Source organism: Mesorhizobium sp. M8A.F.Ca.ET.218.01.1.1 (genome assembly GCF_004791165.1).
Taxonomy (GTDB): domain Bacteria; phylum Pseudomonadota; class Alphaproteobacteria; order Rhizobiales; family Rhizobiaceae; genus Mesorhizobium.
On the sequence record NZ_SRUZ01000001.1, the window covers coordinates 276614 to 295193 of the forward strand.

The following is an 18580-nucleotide window of genomic DNA, read 5'->3' on the forward strand; positions in this document are numbered from 1 at the left end:
TCAATACGGATCGACGGCGTCGCGCAGGCCGTCGCCCAGCGCGTTGAAGGCGAAGACGGTGACGAGCACGAAACCGACCGGTGACAGGATCCAGGGATAGGTGCCGATGACCGAATAGGTCGCGGTGTCCTGCAGCATCAGGCCCCAGGAGATCAGCGGCGGCTTGACGGCGAAGCCGAGGAAACCGAGGAAGGATTCCAGCAGCACCACCGTCGGGATCGCCAGCGTCACGGCGACGATCACATGGCTCATCACATTGGGGAAGATGTGCTGCAGGATGATGCGCTGGTCGGTGGCCCCGACCGCCATGGCGGCGCGCACATATTCGATGCGCGCCAGCGCCAGTGTCTTGCCGCGCACCTCGCGCGACATCTGTGCCCAGCCGAGCGCCGACATGACGATGATGACGAAGGCGAGGAACACATTGGTCGGCGCGGTGACCGGGATCAGCGTCGTCAGCGCGAGATAGAGCGGCAGTTGCGGGAAGGCCAGCACCAATTCGACGAAGCGCTGCATCCAGACATCGAACCGGCCGCCGAAATAGCCTGACACCATGCCGACTGTGGTGCCGATGACGGTGATGATGAAGACGACCGTCAGCGCGATCATCAGCGAAACGCGCGAGCCGTGGATGGCGCGCGACAGCACATCGCGGCCGAATTTATCGGTGCCGAGGAAATGCACCGGCTGGCCGTCCGTCGAGGCAAAGAAATGCCGGTTCGCCGGGATCAGCCCGAAGAGCCTGTAAGGCGCGCCCTCTACGAAGAAGCCAAGCAGCCTTGGGTGGTCGTAGTCGGGACCGACGATGGGCTGAAAGGTGACCGGATCGAGATCGGCCGAATCGGCCAGCGCATAGACCCTCGGCCGCGCGACGAAATTGCCGTCCTTGTCGTGGAAGGAAGGCAGCTGCGGCGGGGCGAAGCCGACATCGGTCGCCTTCGGATCCATCGGCGCCAGGAATTCGGCGAAAACGGCCATGACCAGGAGCAGCACGACCAGCCAAAGTCCGGCCATACCGGTCCAGGAGCGCTTCAGCCGGCGCCAGACAAGCGCCATGTAGCTCTCATTGCCGCGCGCGGGTGCCACTGTGGCTCGCTCGGCCGGCAAGGGTGGTGGTGAAGGGTCGCGCGCCAGCATCTAGCCCTCCCCGAACTGGCGCACGCGCGGATCAAGCAGGACCAGCAGCATGTCGGCGATGATGTTGCCGACGATCAGCGTCGCCGACAGCACCATCATGAAGGTGGCGGTGACATAGACATCGCCGACCGCCATCGAGCCGACGATCGCCGGACCGACGGTCGGCAGCGCGAAGATGATCGCCGTCTCGATCTCGCCGGTCAGCATATAGGGCAGCACCACGCCCTGATACATGACCAGCGGGTGCAGTGCGTTGGGCACGGCGTGGCGCATGACGACGGCGCTGCCGGTCAGGCCCTTGGCCTTGGCTGTCTCGACATATTGCGCGTTGAGCGTGTCGAGCAGATTGCCGCGCATGACGCGCATATTGTAGGCGAGGCCGCCGAAGGTGGCGATCGCCACCACCGGCCAGACATGCTTGACCAGGTCGACGAACTTGGCCCACGACCATGGCGCGCCGCCATATTGCGGCGAGAAGAATGAGCCGATCTCCGAGACGTTGAACTGGAAGACGAGGAGATAGACGATGATCAGCGCCATCAGGAAGCGCGGCACCGTCATACCGAGGAAAGAGATGGCCGAAAGCGTCGAGTCGATCCAGGTGTATTGCCGGGTCGCCGCCCATATGCCGAAGGTGATGCCCAGCACCGAGGCGAGCAGATGGCAGACCAGCGCCAGCAGCAGCGTGCGCGGCAGGCGCTCGCCGACGACCTCGGCCACTGGCTTGTTGTAATAGAGGCTGTAGCCGAAATCGCCGCGGGTGACGATGCCGCCGATCCAGTTGAGATACTGGACGGGCAGCGGCTTATCGAGGCCGTGTTCGACGCGATAGGCCTGGGCTTGAGCGTCGGCCTCGGCGAAGGAGGCCCCGCCCTGGTTGATCAGCTGCGAGCGAATGTAATCGGCGTAGTCGCCAGGCGGCGCCTGGATGATGGCAAAGGTGACGAGGCTCAGAATAGCGAGAACCGGTATTGCCGACGCTATGCGCGTGAGCAGGAATCGCAACATCGACGGTCCGCTTCCTCATCTCGCCGGACGCTCCCCTGGAGGGGCGCTCGGAGGGTTGGTTTGTCCCGGCCGCGCCAGCGGCGCGGCCGGGTTTCTCTCAGTCAGGGAGGTAAACTTACATCGGGCCTTTAATCTTACATCGGACCCTTGTCTCCAGGCTTGCCGGGAAGCTCTTCCGGGAACAATTCATATTTCGCCTGCTTGTCGGCCGCGACGAAGACCCGTTCGCGGATGATCGAATCCTCGGCCCAGTTGAACATGAAGATCGGCGTGCCCTGCGGAATGTTCGAGAAGCGCTTGTTGACGATCAAGGCGCCGGGATATTCCGTCAGGCCGATATTGTAGACGTGCTCGGTCGAGATCTTCTGGAAGTCCCGCATCAGACTGGCGCGCTGGTTGTTATCCGCCGACGAGACGAATTTGTTGACGATGTCGACGAGGTCCTTCTCGAAAGGCATCAGATCGACCTCGCCGCTTTCCGGCGCGCGATGATCCCAGCTGGTCTTGGGGCCGACTGGAGCGAGCTGCACGGTGTTCTGCACCACGGAGGTCAGCTCCTGCTCATTGCGCCGGATCAGCCAGTCGAAGCGGCCTGAATATTGGGTGGCATCGCGCTGCGTGCCGTTAAGCCCGTTGAGCACGATCCGGAGGCCAAGCTTCTCCATCTGCGCCACCACGCCTTCGGCGAGGCTCTTGTCGGTCGTGTAGTCGTTGTTGACCAGCATCACGATTTCGACGTTCTTGCCGCCGGCGGTGCCGGCTGGAAAGTTGACGAAGCCGTCGCCGTCTGTGTCCTTCAGACCGGCCTTGGCGAGTTCGGCCTTGGCGCCCTCGAGGTCGAAAGGATAGTAGACGGTGGATTTGCGGTCGTAGAAGCTGGTGCCCGAGGAGAGGCCGCCTGGATAGATCGCGGTGAACGGCCCCTTGACGAGGGAATCGCCCAGCGCCTTGCGGTCAAGCGCCATGGTGACGGCCTTGCGGAAATCCTCGTTGCGGTTCAGTTCGCGGATCGCTTGGCCGCGCTCATCGGGGTTGCCCCAGCCATTGGCGGAAAAGTTCAGGCGCAGATTGTAGCCGATCAGCCGTGGGCCGAAGGCCAGACGCGCCGGCGCATTCGGCTCGGCCGCGCGCTTCAGGGAGGCAACGAAATTTTCCGGCTGCTCGAGATTGGAGAAATCGCCTGCGCCGGCGACCGCCTGAACGTCGCGGTCGGCCCAGGTCGACAGTTTGTAATGCAGCTCGTTGAGATAGGGCAGCTGGTTGCCCTTCTCGTCCACCTTCCAATAGTAGGGATTGCGCCGCATGACGATGATGTCGTCGGCCCGATATTCGACCGGCACCCAGGCGCCCATGACAGGCATGTTCATATATTCCGGCGGGAAGGCGTTCTTGAACTGGTCGTAGGTGTTCTTCGAATATTTCGGGTGCTGCGGCTTCAAGATGTGCGCGGGACCGGGGCAGAACGTGCCATAGGCCATTGCGTAGAGGTGCTGCTTCGGGAAGGCGTCCTTGAAGGTCCACTCGACGGTGTAGTCGTCGATCTTCTTGAGCGTCGTGCCGACGCCGAAGGTTTCCTGGGTGGCGCCATTGAGCGGCGAGACGTTGGGATCCATGACCTCGTCGTCCCAGTAGAACATGACGTCGTCGGCGTTGAATGGCACGCCGTCGGACCATTTGGCGCCTTCGACGAGATGCATGGTCAGCTTGTGACCATCGGCCGACCAGTCCCAGCTTTTGGCGAGGTTGGGCAGCGGCTCGGTGTCCTTCGCCTCGACCTGGAACAGCGGCGCGGTGCGCGTCAGGCACTCGGAAAGGCCGATGTCGATGCCGCCCCAGCCCTGGGTCTGGCCGGCGCCGTAGTTCCAGCCTTCCGGCCGGCCGCCGATGACGTGGCGCATCGTATCGCCATAGACGCCGATACCGTCCGGCATGTTGGCGGTCTTGAAGACCAGCGGCTCTTTCGGCAGCCGGTCTTTCACCGGCGGCAGCTTGCCGGCCTTGACGTATTTTTCCGTGACCCAGCCGGGCTCGTGATACTCGGGCAGCGCCTTGAACTCCAGGACGGAGTCGCGCGCCACGTATTTGATCTTGCCCTCGGCCGGAAACGTCGCCGGCACCGGCGGGACGGTCGGCTCGGAAGCGAAAGCGTTGAGCGCCGGAACGGAGACGCTCAGCGCCAGTCCAGCGGCAATGCCAATGCTGCGTAGGTTCCTCATTGTCTCCTCCCTCGTGTTCAGACGTCTGCTGCTGCTCGTCCTGTTAGGCCTCGACGCAATTCCGGACGGAGATTCACCCTTCTCCTGGAATTGCTCCGGCACGCCTGACTGCGGTGGACCTGCCTCCCTGGATCCACTGGCGCGCCCGGTTTTCAGCCGGCCTGTTTCAGCGCGGCCTTTTCGGCGCGCAATTCCTCGATCGAGCGCACGCTTCGCCGCGCGGCACCCGCCCATTCGCGGGTCTTGACCGCGGATTTCGACAGTCGCTCCTTGGCCGCCGGAACCGCATGGGCATATTGCGGCAGCCATTGCGCCTGGGCGACGACCATTTCGTCGACCATCTGCCAAACCTCCTCGGGCGTCGACACGGCGCCGACCAGCGGATCGTGCAGCACGGCAAGCTTCAGAAGATCGATGTCGCCAGATATGGCGGCATGGACCGACATGCGCTGGACGTTGATCGAGGCCATGCAAGTGGCGGCACAGGCTTCCGGCAGCGTGATGCCGGCGGCCATGTTGATGCCGAAGCGGTCGACGAAGCCGGGCGACTCGATGATGGCGTCGCGTGGCAGATTGGTGATCACGCCGTCGTTCTTGACGTTGAAGTGGCCACGATAGACGCGGTTGGTCTCCAGCGCCTCCAATATGTGGCTGGCATGCTCGTTGGAGCGATTTTGCGGATCGATCGGCTTCGACGCCGCTTCGAGGAACTGCGGATATTCGGTCTCGAACCAGTTGCGGGTTTCCGTGGAATAACGGAGGTAGCCGCCGGTCTCGCCGTGGATCCAGTCCGACATGTCGATCCAGCGGGTGATCTCGTCGGGACGCTTGCGGTACCAGGGCAGATATTCGGAGAGATGTCCGTTGCTTTCGGTGGAATAGACGCCGAAGCGCTTCAGCACATCGATGCGCAGCTTTTCCTGCCGGGAATAGACCGGGTGCGCCTCGAAGGCGGCGACCAGTTCGTCCTTGCCGATTTCACGCCCGTTTAGCCTGAGCTCGATGAACCAGGTCTGGTGGTTGATGCCGGAACAGACATAGTCGAGTTCCCCAGGCGATTTCGCGCCCAGCACCTCGGCGATCTGTTCGGCGCCGTGCTGGACGCCGTGGCAGAGCCCAACCGTGTCGACCTTGCCGTATTCGATCGCCGCCCAGGTGTTCATCGCCATCGGGTTGGCGTAGTTGAGGAATTTCGCGTTCGTCTCGGCAACCTCGCGAATATCCCGGCAGAAATCCAGGATCACCGGAATGTTGCGCTGGCCGTAGAGGATGCCGCCGGCGCAGATCGTGTCGCCGACGCACTGGTCGATGCCGTATTTCAGGGGAATGCGGATATCGTCGGCATAAGCTTCGAGGCCGCCGACCCGCACGCAGCTGATGATATAGCGCGCGCCCTCGATTGCCTTGCGGCGGTCTGTTGTCGCGGTCACCCTGGTCGGCAATCCGTTCGCCTCGACGATCCTGTCGAGGATCGCCTTGATCATCCCCAGATTGTGCTCGCTGACGTCGGTCAGGGCGAATTCAATGTCCTTGAATTCAGGCACACACAGAATGTCGGTGAACAGCTTCTTGGTGAAACCGACGCTGCCGGCGCCGATAATAGCGATTTTGAAACTCATCACCTTCACCTCGATCCAATCGAATGCTAGGCAAGGAGCAGCAAGGGAGGAAAATGGCCACACGCCTTGGTGTGCATGCCATTCAAGCCGGAATCCGGCTTTCTTTCCTCCCGCCCGCTCCTCGATCGCGGGTTGTTCGCGTTCTTCGAGGCGGGATTATGCGCTTATTCGCGGTCACGGCCAGAGAAGGATTATGCTTTCAGGGGTAATTTTGTGCTGCGTGATTTGATCGCCAACGGACAATCGATGCGGACGGTCTCGCTGCCGCGCGGCCGCCAGCGCCTGCATGCCATGCCGACGAGCACAGGCTATGAGTTACGCGAGGACGTGACCTATGACTGGGATGGGCGCAAGCGCGGCCAGACGCCGTTCACCGTGCTCCAGCACACGATCAGCGGCACCGGCCGGCTGCGCTACGAGAACCGCGACTACCGCCTGCAGACGAACGACACGCTTCTGGTGCTGGTGCCGCACAACCACCGCTACTGGCTGGCCAAGGACGAGCGCTGGGAATATTTCTGGATCTCGATGAACGGCGAGGAGGCGTTGCGCATCCACAAATCGATCCTCGACGTGTCGGGGCCGGTCTTTCGGCTGCAGCCGGCGACGATCGACCATCTCGCCGATTGCAGCCTGCGTCTCATCAAGGGGGCCGCTTCGCCAGGTGCTGCTTCGGCCATCGCCTACGAGGCCGCGATGGCGCTTTATGACGATGTGTTCGGCTCGCACGCCTTTGCCGAAAAACAGAGCGCCATGCAACCTGTCATCGATCACATCAACGCCAATCTCGACAAAGCCCTGCCGGTGGCGGACCTCGTCCAGATCAGCGGGCTCAGCCGGGCTCATTTCTCGCGCTGCTTCGCCGAGAGCGAAGGCCTGCCGCCCGCCGAGTTCGTGCTGCAGCAGCGGCTGCAACGGGCGGCGAAGCTTTTGACGAAAGCGGACTTCCTGCCCGTGAAGGAAGTGGCCATCCTGTGCGGTTTCGAGGACGCGAATTACTTTTCGAAGGTCTTCCGCCGGCTCTACGGGACGACGCCCAGCCAGTTCCGCACCACCGGCATGTATGCCAGCTTGCAAACCCCGGCCAGGCGCGGCGCCAGACTGTCGGACAACGAGATCTGACACCGCTTCGAGCTTCGTTCCATCAGGCCGCGTGCAGGCTGCCGCCGTCCAGCCACTCGCGTTGGGCGGGCGAAAGCGCGATGTCCAGCGCCCGCAGGCTGTCGTCCAGTTCGCCCAGCGTACGCGGCCCAATCAAGGGAACCGACGGGAAAGGCTGATTGAGCACATAGGCCAGCGCAATGTGGATCGGGCTCTTGCGCAGCCGGGCGGCGAGTTCGATCGCGCGGTCGCGGCGGCCGAAATTGCGCTCGGAGTACCAGACCCGCACCAGTTCCTCGCTGTCCAGCCTGTCGCGCCCGGCGCGATCGGTGAAGAAGCCGCGTCCCTGGCTCGACCAGGCGAAGTTGGGCATCTGCCTGGATGTCAGCCAGGCCTTCCAGTCATCGGTAGAAGAGGTGATGCAGCCGGCCCAGATCGGTTCCAGCATCTCGGCCAGCGAGAAATTGTTGGAGAGCACGCCCGGCTTCTGCTTGCCCGTGCGCTCGGCATAGGCAATCGCCTCGTCCATGCGCTGCATCGTCCAGTTCGAGCCGCCGAACGGTCCCCGGATGCGGCCGGCCCTCACCTCGCGATCCATCGCGTCGACGAACTCACCGACCGGCACGTCCGGATTGTCGCGATGCATGAAATAGATATCGACATGGTCGGTCTGCAGGCGGTCGAGCGACTGGGCAAGCTGCTTGCCGATCACGTCGGGATAGCAGAGCGGCGAATGCGCGCCCTTGGCGATAACGACCGATTGCTCACGCACGCCACGGTTCCTCAGCCATTGGCCGAGCAGCGTCTCGGTGTAGCCGCCCCCATAGACATAGCCGGTGTCGAACAGATTGCCGCCGGCTTCGAAGAAGGCGTCGAGCAGGATCGACCCGGAGGAGAAGGTGCGGAAATCCTCGAAACCGAGCGCCACCACCGAAGCCGGCTTCGCCACGCCCGGAATGGTGCGCTTGCCGATCGCCGTGCCGCCCGAACGCAAGGGCCGGCCTGAGATGGTGTTGGTGCGCAGCGAGGCCTTCTCGATCTCATATTCCAGTCCCACGGCCGCACGCCATCTGTCGAGCACGCGCAGGGTGCCGAGGCTGTCGGCCCAGCCCATGCCCGGCCAGGCGAATTCCTGCCGCCCGGCGCGGATCGCCTCGCCGGCGGCATCGACCTCGAAGGAATAGACGTGGCGCTTCTCGTTGACGCTGATGGTCTCGCGCGTACCGTCGGCGCCGATCACGTCGATCCGGCCGAGGCCGACATCGCGGTCGCCGCCGGCGAACCAGAAGTCCGGCACCTCGATACGCCCCTTTGTGCCGAAGATACGCAGCACATTGTCCTGGTTGAGCGAGATGCTGCAGGAAACTTCCGCGACGATACCGCCTGGAAAATGCAGGACAGCGGAGGCCCATTCGTCGACGCCGGATTGACCAAGATGGGCGATGCCGGCGACCTTGTCGGGTTCGGCGAATGGCTCTCCCGCGGCGGCGCCGGCAATGAGGCGCACCATCGAAACGGGATAGCCGCCGACATCGAGGATGCCGCCGCCGGCAAGATCGTTGGCGTAGAGCCGATGCTCCGGCATGAAATCAGGCATGGCGAAGCCAAAGCTCGACTTGATCATCCTGATCTCGCCGATGACGCCCGACTTGACCAGGTCCACCAGTTGCAGCGTCTGCGGGTGGAGCCGGTACATGAAGGCCTCGCCGAGGAAGGTGCCGGCCTTTCGCGCCGCATGCATCATGGCGTCGGCCTCGAAGGCCGTTAGCGCGAGCGGCTTTTCGCAAAGCACATGCTTTCCCGCTTCCGCAGCCCTGATCGCCCATTGCGCGTGTCCGGGATGCGGTACCGCGATGTAGATGGCGTCGATTTCCGGATCGGCAAGCAGCGCTTCATAGCCATCGAGGATGCGGGCGCCTGGGAAGCTCTCGGCCAGGCCCGGCTTGCCGGGGTTGCGGGCGCCGATGGCGACCAGTGTCCCTGTGCGCGACCCGGCGACGCCGCCGGCAAAGGCCTTGGCAATGCCCCCCGGCCCGAGGATGCCCCAGCGAATGGGCGTTGATACAGTCATGTCATTCTCCTTGCGGGCTTGAAAAGGTGCGGCCAGTCAGCGCAGCCGCAGCCCCTTTTCGTCGAACAGGTAGGATTTGCGGATGGAAACGGTGACCTCCGATGTCTCGGGGACCTTTGCCGCGTCGCGCTGGATCACGACGTCCTCGCCATGGCTCGTCCTGGCGTAAAGGAAGCTGGTGCCGCCGAGGTGCTCGACCACGTCGATGGCGGCGGTGAGGTCGGCGGCGCCTTCACCAGCGCTGCCAAAATGTTCGGGCCGCACGCCGACGATGACCTTGCTCCCAGGTTCAGGCGCCGCAACCTTCAGGGGCTGCGTGAAGCGGGTTTTCTCCTCGCCCGCCAGCTCGACCACGACGCCTTTTGCATCACGCCCGACAATGTGGGCCTTGATGAAGTTCATCTTCGGCGAACCGACAAAGCCAGCCACGAAAATATTGTCGGGATTGTCATAGAGATCGAGCGGCCGGCCGATCTGCTCGACATGGCCGCCGCGCAGCACGACGATCCGATCGGCGAGCGTCATCGCCTCGGTCTGGTCGTGGGTGACATAGACCATGGTGGCGCCGAGCTCCTTGTGCAGTCTTGAGATCTCGACCCGCATCTGCACGCGCAGTTCGGCGTCGAGATTGGAGAGCGGCTCGTCGAACAGGAACACTTGCGGCTCGCGCACGATGGCGCGGCCGATGGCGACACGCTGGCGCTGGCCGCCGGAGAGTTTCTTGGGACGGCGGTCCATCAATTCGCTGATGCGCAGGATCTCGGCCGCGCGCTTCACCCGCCGCTCGGTGTCGGCCTTGGGGTTGCCGGTCATGCGCAGCCCGAAGGAGAGGTTCTGTTCGACGCTCATATGCGGATAGAGCGCGTAGGACTGGAAGACCATGGCGATGCCGCGATCGGCCGGCTCGACATCGTTGACCACCTTGCCGCCGATGGCGATCTCGCCGCCGCTGATGTCCTCGAGCCCGGCGATCATCCTGAGCAGCGTGGACTTGCCGCAGCCTGACGGGCCGACGAAGACGACGAATTCGCCATCGGCGATGTCGATGTTGGCGCCGTGGACGACCTCGAAGGCGCCGAAGCGCTTGGCGACGTTTGTGAGCGTGACGGTTGCCATTCTGCTCCCTATTTGACCGCGCCCGCGGCGATGCCGGCGATGAAATGACGCTGCAGGAGCACGAAGACGACAAGCATCGGCACGGTCAGCATCACCGCGCCCGCCATGATGCCGCCCCAAGAGACTTTGGTCAGGCCGATCAGCGTGCCGAGCGCCACGGGTGCTGTCATCGAACCCGGCTGGCTGTTGATGAGCAACGGCCAGAGATAGTTGTTCCAGGAGGCAAGGAACAGGATGATGCAGAGCGCGGCCAGCATCGGCCGCGCCAACGGCAAGGCGATGAAGACGAAGATACGCCACTCCTTGACGCCCTCGACGCGGGCGGCATCGAACAGGTCGTCGGGCATCATGGAAAAACTCTGGCGCATGAACAGCACGCCAAGCGAATTGAACAGCGGCGGCACGATCAGCGCCACCCATGTGTTGGCGAGCTTGAAGTCGCGCGCCACCATGATGAATTGCGGGATCAGCACCACCGCATAGGGCAGCGTGATGGTGCCCAGGATGATGGCGACGACCACGCTTTTGCCGAAGAACTGGTAGCGGGCCAGCGCCCAGCCGGCCATCGAGGTCAAAAGCACCGACAGGACGGTGTAGGTCACCGCCACGCAAACGGAGATGACGATGGCGCCGACGAAGTCGGTGTCATGCTGCAGATTGTTGAAATTGTCGATGAAATTGCCGTGCGGCAACAGTTCGATGCCGGGGCTGAAGATGCCATTGTCGGGCATGGTCGAGAACACCACCATCATCCACAGCGGAAACAGCCAGATCAGCGCCAGCGGCGTCAGGAAGAGGTGCAGCGCGATGCTTCGTTTCAGTCTTGCCGATGAGAGCGAGCTCATTTCGGTTCCCTCGTCAGCCACAGCTGCACCAGCGTGATGGCGATCGCCAGCCCCGCCATGGTGTAGGCCACGGCCGAGGCATAGCCGAAATTGAGCGAGCGGAAGCCCTGGCGGTAGAGCAGCAGGCCGAGCGTCTCGGTGCCGCCGCCCGGCCCGCCGCGCTCGGTGATCAGGAACGGCTCGGTGAACAATTGCATGGTGCCGATGATCGACAGCACGGCGCAGAAGACGATGACCGGCTTCAACAGCGGCAGGGTGATGTGGAAGAATTGCTTGAGCTTGCTCACCCGGTCGAGCGTCGCCGCCTCATAGACATCCTCGGGAATGGATTGCATGCCGGCCAGCAGGATGATGGCGTTGTAGCCGGCCCAGCGCCAGGTGACCGCGATCATGATCAGCGCCATGGCCGGCGTGACGTTGGAGAACCAGTCGACCTTGGGCAGGCCGATGCTGTTCAGGAGCTTGTTGACGATGCCGAAATCGAGGCTGAACATCAGCCGGAACACCGCGGAATAGGCGACCTCGCCGACCACCACCGGGGCGAAAAAGGCGAAGCGGTAGAGGCCGCGCGCCCTGAGCAGCGGCGAATTCAGAAGCACCGCCATCACCATGGCCAGCGCGATCATCACCGGAACCTGGATGACCAGAATGAGCAGCGTGTTCTTCAGTGCGTTGAAGAAGGCGGGGTCGCCGATCAGCCGGCCCCAGTTGAAGCCCGGCGCGAAGCGCCAGGGCACGGTGCGTGTTGCCTGGAACGAGATCAGGAACGAGGAGATGATCGGCCACACCCAGAAGATGGCGAAGATCAGGAGATAGGGCGTGAGAAAGCGATAGGCCGTCGCATTGCGGTTGCGCATCTTTTCTCCTCCTCCTTTCTGTTTTTCCGGTTAGTGAGGCAGCAATTGCCGAAGTAGGCGCCGCCCCTCATCCGCCTGCCGGCACCTTCTCCCCGTATAGTGACGGGGAGAAGGAAGCTGTCAGCACCTCAGGACTTGACCGGCAGCCCGGTCGCCGAGGCGATCTGGCTGGCGGCATCGTCGAGTGCCGCCTTGGCGTCGGGATAGCCGCCGGCGAGATATTTGGTCTGCACAGCGCGCACGATGATCTCGGCATCGCTCTGGAACTGCGTGCCGCGGCTCGGAACAACCTTGGGCAAGGTGCCCAGAATATCCTTCCACACCGCCTGGCCACCCCAGTAGGGCAGGCCCTGGCCGACATAGGGGTCGTTCAGCGCCGAGACCAGCGAGGGGACGAGGCCGAACTCCTTCAGCATGGTGATCTGGCCTTCATTGGTGCCGAGCGTGTATTTCAAATACTCGTAGGCAGCTTCCTTGTTCTTCGACGCCGAGGTAATGGCGAGCGAGGAGCCGCCGAGATTGGCCGCACGCGGGCCGTCCGCGGTCAGGCTCGGCATCAGGTAGACGCCCCATTTGCCGTTTTCGCCCGCCGATTCGGTGCGGATGGTGCCCTCGTACCAGCCGCCATAGACCTGGGTGGCGACGGTTCCGGCGGTGTTGTTGGTGATCTTGGTGCCCCAGTCGGCCGACGAGACGATGCCGGCGTCCTTCATCTCCTTGAGCTTGGTCATGGCGTCGACGCATTTGGGCTGGTTGACCGTGATCGACTGGCCGTCCTCGGCGAAATAGGCGCAGCCCTGTTCGTTGGCGATCATGCGGAAGAATTCACTGTCGCCGTTGAAATCGGCATTGGTCATCGAGACGCCCGGATTGGCGGCCTGGATCTTCTTGCCGGCGGCGATGAAATCGTCCCAGGTCTTGATCGATGCCGGATCGACGCCGGCCTTCTCGTAGAAGTCGCGACGATAGAAGGCGGCGACCGGACCGGAATCCCACGGCATGGCATAGGCCTTGTCGCCGACTTCGAGTTCGGTGCGCTTGAAATCGGGGAATTTCTTCTGGTCCTCGGCCGTGTAGCCCAGCGTGTGCAGGTCGACGAAACAGTCGGGGAACTGGCTCCAGTAATTCTCGGCCTCGCCGTTCTCGATGGTGACGACGTCGGGCAGGCCAACGCCGCCGGCCGCGCATCCGGCGATCGACTTGTCATAGGTCGGCTGGTTGCCGAGATCCTGGACGGTGACCTTGATGTCGGGATGCAGCTTGTTGAAACCGGCAACCGTTGCCTTCAGCGACGAGGCGGCGACATTCCAGCTCCAGATCGTGATTTCGCCGGATTGCGCGAAGGCCGGGGCTGAGCCCAAGGCAAGCGCGAGCACGGCGCAGGACAGTGTGATGCGCATTGAAATCCTCCCATTTCATTTGCTCTCTCTGCGAGCCTGGCTAGACTAGGCACCGGCAAGGGCCTGTCCCCGACAAAGGGAATACGAAATTGGCGGAAAGTAAGATGCCCGAACGGCCGTTTTACCAGCCTGGTGCCAGCAGCGTGGAAGGCCTGCCGTTGCTGCTGCAGATGTTCCACACCAACCCGCTGGTGATGCTGAAGCCGCATTGGCATGCCCAGGTCGAGGTGAATTTCATCGTCCGCGGCTCCGTCCACTACCGCATGAACGAGCACGAAATATCGCTTTCGGCCGGCGAGATGTGCCTGTTCTGGGGTGGCCTGCCGCACCAGATGGACGATTTGAGCGACGACGCCGTCTATGCCGGCGCGCATCTGCCGCTGGTGCATTTCTTTCGGCTGCACCTGCCCGCGGACATACGCCACCGGCTGATGACGGGTGCGACGCTGGTGACCAGCGCCACCGATCAATCCGACAACGACAATTTCGCCCGCTGGAACCGCTATGCCCGCTCGGGCGATCCGGCCAAGGCCGAGCATGCCGTCAACGAACTTCTGCTGCGGCTGGAACGGGTAAGGTTCGAGCCCTACCGGCTGGTGCCGGTAAACACCGCCGGACAGGAAGCGGGCAACCCCTTCGACCAGCAATCGTCGCGCAATGTCGGGCGCATGTGCGATTTCATCGCCGAGAATTTCCTCTACGACATCGATTGCGTGAACATAGCGGCGGCCGCCGACATCCACCCCAAATACGCCATGAGCCTGTTCAAGAAATCGACCGGCATGACGCTCAACGAATATGTCAACCTGTTGCGGCTGAGCTATGCGCAGGCACTGTTGATGCACCAGGACGCCAACGTGCTGCGCGTCGCCATGGACTCCGGCTTCGGCTCGCTCAGCGCCTTCAACAAATCCTTCCGCAAGCTGGCCGGCATGACCCCATCCGACTTCCGCAAAGGCCTGGCAGGCGCCAGATAGGCGGGCGCACGGCATGCAAACCGGCCCATCGGGCGGCATTTCTTTTCCTGCGGGAAATCCACATCTGGGCGCTGGACAGGCCGAATTCCCGTGCTATAACCCACGCGCTTTCAAGGGGCGCCCACGGTGCCTTCATGAAATCCGGAACACGACTTTTCGTTAGCCGGAGCAGGCCCAGATAGCTCAGTTGGTAGAGCAGCGGACTGAAAATCCGCGTGTCGGTGGTTCGAATCCGCCTCTGGGCACCATTCTACCCGATTGTTTCCGTTCAGCTTTTCGGCGCGTCTCATCGCGTTGGCCTTCTGAGTTTGACGTTTTTCTCAGGCGGGTTTGACAGTTTTCGTTCGCCGCCTGTTCACTTCGGCGTCGAAACTCGAGACCACCGCAGTCATTTTCCGCGCCTTGTTGGCGCGCTTCGAATAGTGCCGCGCCATCTCGATCGTCTTCTGTCCGAGCATGTCCGCTATGGTGCGTTCGTCGTAGCCCATCTCTGCGAGAATGGTTGCGACGGTATGACGAAGGCCCTTGAGCGTCAGGCCTGGCTGAATGGTGCCGGCCTTTTCCAGTCCCTGCCGAATCGGCCGCCACGAGGCGCGGAAGCCGGAGACAGTCCAGGGCCGGCCGAAGCTGTTGGCGCAGAGCGTGATGGCGTCATGCTTCGGTGCCGCCGCAAGCACCGCCAGGACGGGCGCCGGCAGCGGATACCACACAGGCTCGCCGGTCTTGCCGCGACGGGCATCGATCATGCCGCCTGAAATTGCCGTGGGCGGGATTTTAAGCGCGTCCTGCGGGTCCAGGCCGCAATACATCATCAGCGACACCGCCAGTGCCATGTGCGCCGGCAGCGCGGCCTCGACGGCATCGCGCTCGGCATCGGCCCACGGCCGGTTTGGTTCCGGCGCGCCGCGCGGCCGGCGAATGCCCTTGATCTTGGCCGCTGGATTGATCTTGAGATAGCCGCGCTCGACGCCCCAGGCGAACAAGAGCGCCATAACGGTCCGGACATAGTTGCCGAAGCGCCGGCCGTGCTGGACCGCCGCCTTGTCGCGGATCCTCACGACGAGCGGCGCCGTGAAGCGGTCGAGCATCGTGTCTGCGATAGGCTGAAGGTAGTCGAAGCATTTCTGATAATCGTCGCGGGTGCGCGCAGCAAGATCGGTGAAGTACGGGCTGCCACGATAGCGCGCGATGAGCTGCCCGAGCGTGCCCGGCTTCGGGCTATCGGCCTTGTCGACCAAGGCGACGATGCGTGCACATTCGGCAAAGAAGGTGATGCCGCCGAGCGGAAACTTGGCCAGGTCGACCATGGCGCCGGTCTTGCGATGCTGGCAGCGCCATTTGAACGGCGGTTTGCGGTCGCGCCAGATCTTGAAGCCCTTGACGCGGACGATCGCCATCAGCCGAGCTTTCCGACCAGGTCGTCATCGCTCGACGCATCGCCGGATTTCAGGCTATCGAGCCAAGTGTCGAGATCGCGCATATCGTAGCGCCGCTGCCCGTTCGGCATCGAAACCGGCGTGACGTTGCATTCCGCCGGAAAGCGCTTCGGCACGATCCCGCAATAGTCGGCCGCCTCGCGAGCGTCGAGCATGCGCCGCGGCGAAACCTTGATATTGAGGGTTGCGCTGGACATTTACGCTAAGCCGCCATCGGATGTGGCCACGACCAGATCTCCAAGCTGGTGGTTGCCTTCAGGCGTCATTGGACTGTCCATCAAAATTCGCTTGCCAATGGCTTTGAGGTGGTCGACGCCGATAACAAAACGATTTCCGGAAGCCAACGAATCAACCGAGCGAAAGACGCGTTCGGCTTCATCGTCGGGCAGATTCTGGAGTTGTTCAGAGCTGGTAAAAAAGAAACGCACGTCGCAAAGGCATCGCCGGTCGAAAGTCATCCAGGCGGCGGTGCCGTCCTCCTGAAGCTCGAACCTCTTGATCGCAAATCCAGCCGTTTCAAAGCTCTTGTTCATCGCAGCGACCATGAAAGTAGCAAGCGACCTGGACCTGCCGAGAAATGCTTCCGACAATCCGGGGTGCTCTGGGTGTCTGACTAGCGAGCATTTCGAAAACAGAAGGTCGGCGACCAGGAACGCATCAGCAGGCCGGCGGGAAACGAGCGTGAGAATATGAAACATGCCCTCGGCAATGGTCATGTGCGGCGCGGATTGCCCGCGTGGGCCGGATGATATTTTGAGCGCTTCCCTGAGGGGACGACAGCGCTGATCAATTTCGCTTAACGGCCGGCCTGTGATGGACGCGAGGAATTGCTGGAGTTCGCGAGAGCGCATCAAATCACCCCTTTTGGTAAACTCTGCCAAAATATCCGACACTATCGCGAGTCGTCAATGGCAGTTTTTACCAAAAATTCCGCCGTGGAAGCCGGGTCAGCAAATTTGCAGACCCGACTGTTCGCCCGAGGCGGACCGCACCACCGTGTGACATTGCCAAAGGTGGCGAACTTAGCCACCGTTAAATCAGGCTGTTGTTACAGCAGCAGTTCCCCGTGAAACATTTGAGCGCTGCGCCTTGGCGACCCGGCGGATATCGCTGCCCAAGACCTGCGTGATCTTGTCGCCTTCATCGAATACCCACCTGCGATGCACTTCGAGCTTGACCTGGATGTCTTCCAACGACACGGCCTTGAAGCGCAGGATTCTGCCGGCCGCCCGATCAGTTCGCCTGAACTGAGCCACGAACGCTTTGTCGACGGCAGCAAAGCCGCTCTTGTGTCGCGCCACCTCATAGGCAGCGTCCCAGGCCTCATCCTGGGCTCTGTTGACTTCTTCCAATGATGTCCGTTTCGGTTGAGCCGGACGCATCGCAAAAAACCGCTGCTCGGCAGCGGTGAAAATCTTCCGGTGCTTGTTGAGCGTTCGAAATTCGACGTTGAACGCTTTCTGCAATGCCTGCAGCTCGAGAGCCACGCCGCCAGCTTGGCGAGTCTGCAAATTTCCATCGGCCGCGACCGCGACGGCAGTAGGCATAGAGATCGCCGCGAGGCCGGCTGATGCGCCCATGATGGTCCGGCGGGACACGTGTTGGTTCAAAAAACCCTCCATCGGTTGGCCTCCTACCGCCAGTGGGATCATAAGCCGTCGCGTCCCAGCGACGAGACCATGCCCCTCTGCTTTTTGGGCGTATCCCCCGGCGCCGGCCGACGTGGTTTCTACTTTCTCAACTCTGCGCTGGTTTTCCTCGGCGGATCGCCGTGCGTGGTCGAGGACGAGCTGCTGAAGATCGGGCGGAGCCTTGAGGTATTCTGAAAGCAAGGTGACGAAGGCGTGCTTGCGCTGGCCATCGGCCGCCACAGGCTTGATGTTCGACATGATGGATTTTCCTCTCGCGGTTCGAACCGGCTGTTCAAAGCCGGCGGGAAAACCGTTCTGGGACAGAACGGTTTCCCAACATCCGGCGGGCGGCGCCGGAGCCGGGGGTTGAACACTGGCCGCGAGACCAGTCAGAACGCCTTTAGGCTCTCGCCCTGGACATATTGCGTCCTGCCCCCGGCCGCGATAACGTGGCCGAAGTCGGACGCCCGCTAGGGCGGCCATGCGCATCGCAAGCCCGCCAAGGCCCGCGAACGCGCCTCAGCAGAGCCTTACGGCGCCAAACCGTAGTTTTCTGCAGTATCGCGGTCAGGGTGTTCAAACCCGCGATCAGATTCCGCTTATTCGCCAAGATCGTCAACTCCCCTCCCGGGGGAAAACAGACGGCCCGAAAACTATTCCAGACGGGAAGAGTTTTCATCCGCCACAAGTCTTCGACCTGGTCTTGCGCGCGTTAAAATGTCAGCGCAGACAGTGTGGGGGATTGGCCTATATGTGGCTTCCGTATCTTTCAATCATCGCAAGCATTGTCGCGGCGGCGCTCGGCTTTCGAGCCTCGACTGTCAAGATTCGGGACAGTATCGACGACATGATGCCGGACATAGCCCGGCAAGGGAAATGGGCGAGCTGGGCAGCTTCGGCCGCCGCCATCGCCGTGATGCTGCAATCGCTGGATCGGCTTCTACAATGATCTGCCGCACACAATCAGCCGGCGAGCGCCAGGCCGACACCGATGCCGAGGCCGATAGCCACGCCGGTGGCGAGGTTGCCGGCGAACTTCAGGACGAAAAGGCCGTATCGGTCCCGCAGGCTGGGCTGCGGGGCTTTCAGGAGGCGCACAAGTTCGTCCAGAGCGGTTTCCATCGGCGCCACCATAGCGCGGGCTGATTCCGCTGTGAATCCCTTCA

17 protein-coding genes and 1 tRNA gene are annotated in these 18580 nt (G+C 62.5%); 4 read left to right on the forward strand and 14 right to left on the reverse strand.

What is annotated here, in order from left to right; genetic code table 11:
* The 4 genes from EN861_RS01365 to EN861_RS01380 all read right to left on the reverse strand — a co-directional run bounded on the left by EN861_RS01365 (nucleotide 1) and on the right by EN861_RS01380 (nucleotide 5980).
* The gene (locus tag EN861_RS01365) at nucleotides 1–1137 is read right to left on the reverse strand and encodes an ABC transporter permease (protein WP_127276818.1); all 1137 of its coding nucleotides are present in this window, start codon (nucleotides 1135–1137) and stop codon (nucleotides 1–3) included.
* Nucleotides 1138–2145 (reverse strand): ABC transporter permease, encoded by a 1008-nt coding sequence (locus tag EN861_RS01370; RefSeq protein WP_127276820.1) that lies wholly within the window; start codon nucleotides 2143–2145, stop codon nucleotides 1138–1140.
* A gap of 134 nt (nucleotides 2146–2279) precedes the next feature.
* A complete protein-coding gene (locus tag EN861_RS01375) occupies nucleotides 2280–4361 on the reverse strand; it encodes an ABC transporter substrate-binding protein (RefSeq protein WP_135861948.1) in 2082 nt (693 codons plus the stop codon).
* Between the two features lie 152 nt (nucleotides 4362–4513).
* Nucleotides 4514–5980 carry an alpha-glucosidase/alpha-galactosidase gene (locus EN861_RS01380; RefSeq protein ID WP_135861950.1) on the reverse strand — a complete coding sequence of 489 codons (1467 nt, stop codon included), beginning with the start codon at nucleotides 5978–5980 and terminating at the stop codon, nucleotides 4514–4516.
* A 66-nt stretch (nucleotides 5981–6046) separates the two neighbouring features.
* On the opposite strand from EN861_RS01380, the gene EN861_RS01385 reads away from it, so the two are divergent.
* Nucleotides 6047–7102 carry an AraC family transcriptional regulator gene (locus tag EN861_RS01385; protein ID WP_348630894.1) on the forward strand — a complete coding sequence of 352 codons (1056 nt, stop codon included), beginning with the start codon at nucleotides 6047–6049 and terminating at the stop codon, nucleotides 7100–7102.
* 22 nt (nucleotides 7103–7124) lie between these two features.
* Here the strand turns inward: EN861_RS01385 and EN861_RS01390 are convergent, their stop codons facing one another.
* The 5 genes from EN861_RS01390 to EN861_RS01410 all read right to left on the reverse strand — a co-directional run bounded on the left by EN861_RS01390 (nucleotide 7125) and on the right by EN861_RS01410 (nucleotide 13370).
* Nucleotides 7125–9152, reverse strand: a complete 2028-nt coding sequence (locus EN861_RS01390; protein WP_135861952.1) for an aldo/keto reductase — start codon at nucleotides 9150–9152, stop codon at nucleotides 7125–7127.
* A gap of 36 nt (nucleotides 9153–9188) precedes the next feature.
* Nucleotides 9189–10268 (reverse strand): sn-glycerol-3-phosphate ABC transporter ATP-binding protein UgpC, encoded by a 1080-nt coding sequence (gene ugpC / locus EN861_RS01395; protein WP_135861953.1) that lies wholly within the window; start codon nucleotides 10266–10268, stop codon nucleotides 9189–9191.
* An 8-nt stretch (nucleotides 10269–10276) separates the two neighbouring features.
* On the reverse strand, nucleotides 10277–11113 hold the full coding sequence (locus EN861_RS01400; protein WP_127276331.1) for a carbohydrate ABC transporter permease: 837 nt from the start codon (nucleotides 11111–11113) through the stop codon (nucleotides 10277–10279).
* On the reverse strand, nucleotides 11110–11970 hold the full coding sequence (locus EN861_RS01405) for a sugar ABC transporter permease (protein WP_135861956.1): 861 nt from the start codon (nucleotides 11968–11970) through the stop codon (nucleotides 11110–11112). Before EN861_RS01405 ends, EN861_RS01400 begins: the two co-directional genes overlap by 4 nt.
* A 128-nt stretch (nucleotides 11971–12098) precedes the next feature.
* Entirely contained in the window at nucleotides 12099–13370 is a 1272-nt protein-coding gene (locus EN861_RS01410) for an ABC transporter substrate-binding protein (RefSeq protein ID WP_127276327.1), read from the reverse strand.
* A gap of 104 nt (nucleotides 13371–13474) precedes the next feature.
* On the opposite strand from EN861_RS01410, the gene EN861_RS01415 reads away from it, so the two are divergent.
* Both EN861_RS01415 and EN861_RS01420 read left to right on the forward strand, forming a co-directional pair.
* Nucleotides 13475–14347 carry a helix-turn-helix domain-containing protein gene (locus tag EN861_RS01415; protein ID WP_135861958.1) on the forward strand — a complete coding sequence of 291 codons (873 nt, stop codon included), beginning with the start codon at nucleotides 13475–13477 and terminating at the stop codon, nucleotides 14345–14347.
* Nucleotides 14348–14519: 172 nt separating this feature from the next.
* Nucleotides 14520–14595: transfer RNA gene (locus EN861_RS01420), tRNA-Phe, on the forward strand.
* 72 nt (nucleotides 14596–14667) lie between these two features.
* On the opposite strand, the gene EN861_RS01425 is transcribed toward EN861_RS01420, so the two are convergent.
* From EN861_RS01425 to EN861_RS01440, 4 genes are all read right to left on the reverse strand, one after another.
* Complete coding sequence (locus tag EN861_RS01425; protein WP_135861960.1) at nucleotides 14668–15744, reverse strand: tyrosine-type recombinase/integrase; 1077 nt, start codon at nucleotides 15742–15744, stop codon at nucleotides 14668–14670.
* Nucleotides 15744–15980: a hypothetical protein gene (locus tag EN861_RS01430; RefSeq protein ID WP_245511977.1), complete on the reverse strand. Its 237-nt coding sequence runs from the start codon at nucleotides 15978–15980 to the stop codon at nucleotides 15744–15746. Before EN861_RS01430 ends, EN861_RS01425 begins: the two co-directional genes overlap by 1 nt.
* The gene (locus EN861_RS01435) at nucleotides 15981–16634 is read right to left on the reverse strand and encodes a hypothetical protein (RefSeq protein WP_135861962.1); all 654 of its coding nucleotides are present in this window, start codon (nucleotides 16632–16634) and stop codon (nucleotides 15981–15983) included.
* Between the two features lie 186 nt (nucleotides 16635–16820).
* Nucleotides 16821–17672, reverse strand: a complete 852-nt coding sequence (locus EN861_RS01440; RefSeq protein WP_135861964.1) for a hypothetical protein — start codon at nucleotides 17670–17672, stop codon at nucleotides 16821–16823.
* A gap of 223 nt (nucleotides 17673–17895) precedes the next feature.
* Here EN861_RS01440 and EN861_RS01445 point away from each other — a divergent pair, with 223 nt between their 5' ends.
* Nucleotides 17896–18363: a hypothetical protein gene (locus EN861_RS01445; protein WP_135861966.1), complete on the forward strand. Its 468-nt coding sequence runs from the start codon at nucleotides 17896–17898 to the stop codon at nucleotides 18361–18363.
* A 14-nt stretch (nucleotides 18364–18377) separates the two neighbouring features.
* Here EN861_RS01445 and EN861_RS35275 read toward each other — a convergent pair whose 3' ends face one another.
* Nucleotides 18378–18536: a hypothetical protein gene (locus EN861_RS35275; protein ID WP_189343533.1), complete on the reverse strand. Its 159-nt coding sequence runs from the start codon at nucleotides 18534–18536 to the stop codon at nucleotides 18378–18380.
* Between the last annotated feature and the right edge of the window lie 44 nt (nucleotides 18537–18580).